Source organism: Vicinamibacteria bacterium (assembly GCA_035620555.1).
Classification (GTDB): Bacteria; Acidobacteriota; Vicinamibacteria; order Marinacidobacterales; family SMYC01; genus DASPGQ01.
The window spans coordinates 1-5,579 of sequence record DASPGQ010000354.1 but is presented as its reverse complement, the minus strand read 5'-3'; the positions used below and the strand labels follow the sequence as shown (position 1 = coordinate 5,579).

Genomic DNA, 5,579 nt, shown 5'->3' with positions numbered 1-5,579 from the left:
GTCCTCCTCCACGAGCGAGCTTCCCGTCGCGATGCCTCGGGCGCGAAGGAACGTATAAGCCATGCCCCCTCCGATGAGAAGGTGGTCGACCTTCCCGACGAGCGAGCGAACGACGTCGATCTTGTCCGATACCTTGGCGCCTCCAAGAAGCGCCACGAACGGATGGGGCGGGGAAGACAGCGCCATGTCGAGATAGTGGAGCTCTTTTTCCATCAAGAGCCCGGAAGCCGCCTGCGAGAAGAACCGCACCACGCCAACGGTCGACGCGTGGGCGCGGTGGGCTGCGCCAAAGGCGTCGTTGACGTAGAGCTCGGCGGTGGTCGAGAGCCGCCTCGCGAGCTCGGTATCGTTCGCTTCCTCTCCGGGATCGAAGCGCAGGTTCTCGAGGAGAAGCACGTCTCCGTTCCGGAGAGTCCGGACTTCGGCGTCGACCTTTTCGCCGACGACCTCGCCGCAGAAGCGAACCTCCTTACCCAGCAGCTTCGACAGGCGATCGGCGACCGGTCGCAGACTCATGTCCTCGCGAGGCTTTCCCTTGGGTCGGCCGAGATGCGAGGCGAGCACCAGCCTCGCCCCGCGCTCGAGGGCGAGCTCGAGCGTGGGAAGAGTCGCGCGGATTCGCGTATCGTCCTGAACCGCACCCCCGTCGAGGGGGACGTTGAAATCGACGCGAATGAACACGCGACGGCCCGCGAGCTCCAGCTCGCCTATCGTCAGCTTCCGCATGGACAAACCAAACATTATATCTCAAGCACACGATTGCCTCCGCGATGGCTTTTGCTATAATCCGCCGCAGAACACAGGCTCGGGTGCCGCGTTCCGTGGTCAAAAGGGAACGGGGTGAAAGACCCCGGCGGCCCACGCCACTGTAATCGGAGAGCCTCAGCCCAATGCCATGGTGGCAGCCACTCCCGGCGGGAGCCGGGGGGAAGGCGGGTGAAAGGCGCCGGATCCGAGAGTCAGGAAACCTGCCCGGGCCAAGAAGTCGGAGAGCTCTTCGATGGGAAGAGTCCGGTTTCGAGGCACCTCACCCCGAGACCTCACGCTCCGTCGAGTCCACGCTGTGGAGGTCCTATGCATTCTCTCGTCCTGCTCGCTGCCGCCACCCTCTCGATCCAGGTAGTCGATCCCCAGCAAGCGCCGGTACCCGGCGCGCAAATCCAGCTCGTTCGTGGCGACGGGCAGTGGCAGAGCGAAGTTCGTGCCGACGCTCACGGAGCTCATGCCTTCCACTCGATCGCTCCAGGAGCCTACCTGATTTCCGCCACCTCGCCCGGCTTCTCCCGCAAGGCGATCCCGGTGCGCCTCGCCGAAGGAGGCAGCGAGCGCGTGACGTTACGTCTCGATCTCGCTTCCCTCGAGGAGTCGGTGGTCGTCACCAGCGCGGCCTCGGCGCAGACCCTCACCGAAGTCACGAAATCGGTGAGCGTGGTCGACGGCGATGAGATCGAGATCCGCGACGAGCACTTCATTCCCGAAGCGCTTCGAACGATCCCCGGCCTTCGCATCGAGCAGCTAGGAGGCCCGGGCGCGTTCACTTCCATCAAGACCCGCGGACTTCGCACCGAGGACACCGCCATCCTCGTCGACGGAGCCCGGCTTCGCGACCCTTCGGCGCCGCAGGGCGACGCTTCGTCCTACATCGAAGGCCTGATCGTGACCGACGTGGAGAGCCTCGAGGTCCTGCGGGGCTCGGGGTCCTCGCTCCACGGAACGAACGCCGGTGGAGGCGTCATCAATATCGTCACGGCACCCGGGGGCGGCAAGCCGAGGGGAAGCGCTCTCATCGAAGGGGGAGGCCTCGGTCTTCTGCGCGCGAACGCGCAGACTTCGGGTGGCCTGCGGGATCGCATGCTGTACAGCCTTGGCCTGGCTCACCTCAACGTGGCTGATGGCGTCGATGGCAACGACAACGTAAGGAATACGAGCGTTCAGGGACGCGCTCTCCTCCAGATCGACCCGAGCTCGAGCCTTTCGTTCCGTTTCTACGGCGCCGATGTGCTCCTCGATCTGAACGAGAGTCCGAGCGTTCTCGGAAGCCCGCCCCCCGGCGTCGTCGATGCCGTAGCGAACGTCAATTTCACTCCGTCCGCGGACGATCCCGACAGCTTCCGCCAGGGAAGTTTCGCCTCGACGCTCGTCGCCTACGAGCGGAGACCGAACGCGGTCTTCGGATTCGGACTCAGATATCATGGCCTCGTCAGCGACCGCCGATTCGAGGATGGGCCTCTGGGGGTCTCACCCTTCGAGCCCGCCGGCGTCTTCCTCTCCGAGTTCGAAGGAGACATCCACACGTTCGCCGCCCGTTCCGACTTCGAGTGGGGCCGAAACCAGCTCATTCACGCCGGGTACGAGCTCGAGCACGAATCCTTCAAGAACCGAACGGTGCCCGAGGATGCGAGGGATACCTCGCTGACGGATGTCTCGCAGGCAAGCCACACGTTCACCGTTCAGGATCAGCTGACGTTCGTGGACGGTGCGCTCTCGTTCGCGGGCTCGCTTCGCACACAGCTGTTCTCTCTCCACGAGCCGAAGTTCACTCCCGCGGAGAACGCGCCCTTCGGAGACATCGCGTTCGTCTCGCCCGACGATGCGGTAAGCGCGGACGTCTCGGGCGCCTACGCGCTCGTGCGGAGCGGGACGCGGGTTCGAGCTCATTGGGGGATGGGATACCGGGCGCCGTCTCTCTTCGAACGTTTCGGAACGTCTTTCGGGAGCTTCGGTTACTCGGCTTTCGGCGATCCGAGACTTTCGCCGGAGAAGACCAGGACGTTCGACGTCGGTCTCGAGCAGCGCGCGCTGTCCGATCGGCTCGAAGTCACAGCAATGTTTTTTCGCACGCGGCTGTCGGAGATCATCATCTTCGACTTCTCGGGCGCCATCGATCCGGCCACGGATCCCTTCGGGCGCTTCGGTGGTTATCGCTCGACGGACGGCGGCGTCGCCCGAGGTCTCGAGCTCACCGGCGAGCTTGCGCTCACATCGAACGTCCGTCTCCGGGGCTCTTACACGTTCACCGACGCGGAGCCTCCCACGGGCGTGAGCGAGGAACAGACCCAGGCCTTCGTCATCCCGCGCCATCAGGGCTCGGCGGTCATCACTTCGATCTTCGGGCCTCTCAGCGTGAGCTTCGACCTCTACGCTTCGGGTGGCTATCTCGCCCCGGTCTTCGACAACAATACGTTCGTGAGCCGCGTCTACCGGTTCGATGGTTTCGCGAAGGGCGATCTCGCGGCCAGCTACCGCTTTTCGCACCTGCGCGTCTTCGGGAAGGTCGAAAACCTCTTCGACCAGACGATCTTCGAGAGCGGTTTCCGGACGCCGGGCCGGTACGCGCTCGTCGGCGTCGGGGTGGATTTCTGACATGGCTGCATGGTTTCTCGCCGCCGCGGTCGTGACGCGCATCGTGTCGCTATCGCCCAACGTTACCGAGATTCTCGATGGAATCGGAGCCTTCGATCGCGTCGTGGCCGTCTCGAAATTCTGCGAGTTTCCAGCGGAGGTGGAGCACCTCCCCAGGGTAGGAGGCTGGACCGACACGAGCCTCGAGCAAGTCGTGGCCCTCGAGCCCGACCTCGTGATCATGGCGGACGCGCAGGGGCCGCTCATCGAGGAGAAGCTCCAGGCGCTCGGGCTCGTCACGCTCGTGGTCAAGAGCCAGTCTCTCGCCGATATCTTCGATGCCATTGCGACGATCGGTGATGCGGTAGGGAACGAGAGCGAAGCGAGGACGCTCGTCGAGACGATGCGAGCCGCCTTTCAGGAGATCCATCAAAAAGTCGAAGGAAGGGTCCCGCCGAGGGTACTCATGGTGGTCGATCGGCTGCCGGGTACGCTCCGGGACATCTACATCGCGACGGAGGGAAGCTATCTCACTGACCTGGTTCGCATCGGGGGGGGCGATCCCATCACCCCCAAGGCGCCCCACAACTACGCCGGAATCAGCGCCGAGGCTCTCGTGTCGTTCGACCCCGAGGTCATCTTCGATATGGTCCAGGCGCTGACGATTCCGGTCGCGGTGGCGGGCTCGATCGACCTCGCGGAGGATCCCGAGAGCGTCTGGCGAACGGTGTCGGTGCGGGCGGTCGAAACCGGCCGCGTCTACCCGCTGAAGGACAAGAGGCTCGTTCACCCGTCGCAGTTCGCCGTACTCACCGCTCGCGAGATCGCGAGGCGCCTCCATCCCGAGGCGTTCCCGTGATCCTCGAGGCGCAGGGGCTCGCTTTCTCCTACGCCGAGACGCCGGTTGTGAAAGACGTCTCGCTCGCGCTTCCTCGCGGAAGCTTCGCCGGCCTCATCGGTCCCAACGGCTGCGGGAAATCGACGCTCCTCCGCTTGCTGTCGGGCGTTCTGAAGCCCGCCCGCGGGGAGGTGCGACTCGAGGGCCGCTCGCTTGCCGAGATCCCGCCCCGGCAGCGCGCGAAGCAAATCGCCTATGTACCCCAGCAACAAAGGGGTGTCTTTCCCTTCACGGCTCTCGAGGTAGTTCTCACCGGCCGAAGCCCGTATACGTCGCGCTTTCGGTTCGAGAACGAGGCCGATCGGCTCATCGCGCTCGAGGCACTCATGGAGGTCGGGGCCGAGCACCTCGCTGCTCGACCGGTCACCGAGCTCTCCGGCGGTGAGCAGCAGATGATCTCGGTCGCACGTGCGCTCGCACAACAATCGACCATCCTCCTTCTGGACGAGCCCGCCGCCTCCCTCGATCTGAAACACCGCGCGAAGCTTCTCAGCGCGCTCAAACGGCTTCGCGCCGAGCGCTCGCTGACGGCGCTCGTCGTGACGCACGATCTGCAGATGCTGGACGAGACCTTCGATTTGCTCTTCGCTCTCTCGGAAGGGCGTCTCGTCGCCGAAGGAGCCCCGCGCGACGTGCTGAGCGAGAAGAGACTCGCGGCCATCTACGACGATCCCCACGTTCGCACTCGCGAAGTGGCGGGCCGGACTTTCGTCTGGTCGGAGTGGTAATGGGGCCGCGGCTTCCGGTGGCGCTATCGGTCTTGCTCGCCCTCCTGGCGGTCGCGATCGTCTTTGCCCTCGCCACCGGCTACCAGCCCATCACCTTGTCGGAGCTTCGTGCTGACGAGACGGCGCGCACGATCTTCTTTCGACTCCGCATACCGCGGGTCGTTCTCGGCATCGTCGTCGGAAGCTCTCTCGCGTCCGTCGGCGCGGCGCTCCAGGCGCTGTTTCGAAACCCACTCGCCGAGCCCTTTACGCTCGGGGTGTCGGGTGGGGGAGCGCTCGGTGCGAGTGTGGCCATCGCCCTTGGGCTCGGCGCGAACGTCGCCGGTATTCCACTGGTGTTCGTTGCCGCCTTTCTCGGCTCCCTCGCTTTCGTCGCGATCGTCTACCGCCTCGCGTCGGTGGGGACCATCGTGATGCCCGGGGCGCTACTCCTCGCTGGCGTCGTACTGAACCTCATCGCCGGCGCCGGTGTTCTCATGATCCAGTTCGTGACGGACTACACGCGCGCCCTGCAGATATTGCGGTGGATGGTTGGAAGCCTCGACGTGGTCGGCATGGATTTGATCTGGCGCATGCTGGTGTTCGTGGTTCCCGGACTCCTGGTGCTCTTG

Annotated in this window: 5 protein-coding genes and 1 riboswitch; of the genes, 4 read left to right on the top strand and 1 reads right to left on the bottom strand. The window is 64.7% G+C overall.

All coding sequences use genetic code 11. The features are described 5' to 3' along the window. Positions 1–726, bottom strand: a 726-nt coding sequence (gene pgk / locus VEK15_14490; protein ID HXV61902.1) for a phosphoglycerate kinase, incomplete at its 3' end; no start/stop codon positions are given. A 64-nt stretch (positions 727–790) separates the two neighbouring features. Then, positions 791–991, top strand: a riboswitch (cobalamin riboswitch). A gap of 83 nt (positions 992–1,074) precedes the next feature. Here pgk and VEK15_14485 point away from each other — a divergent pair. The 4 genes from VEK15_14485 to VEK15_14470 form a co-directional block, all read left to right on the top strand. Next, entirely contained in the window at positions 1,075–3,363 is a 2,289-nt protein-coding gene (locus tag VEK15_14485; protein ID HXV61901.1) for a TonB-dependent receptor, read from the top strand. Position 3,364: 1 nt separating this feature from the next. Beyond that, positions 3,365–4,201 (top strand): helical backbone metal receptor, encoded by an 837-nt coding sequence (locus VEK15_14480; GenBank protein HXV61900.1) that lies wholly within the window; start codon positions 3,365–3,367, stop codon positions 4,199–4,201. Continuing rightward, complete coding sequence (locus VEK15_14475; GenBank protein ID HXV61899.1) at positions 4,198–4,968, top strand: ABC transporter ATP-binding protein; 771 nt, start codon at positions 4,198–4,200, stop codon at positions 4,966–4,968. Before VEK15_14480 ends, VEK15_14475 begins: the two co-directional genes overlap by 4 nt. After that, on the top strand, positions 4,968–5,579 hold a 612-nt coding region (locus tag VEK15_14470; protein HXV61898.1), incomplete at its 3' end, for an iron chelate uptake ABC transporter family permease subunit. The genes VEK15_14475 and VEK15_14470, both read left to right, overlap by 1 nt.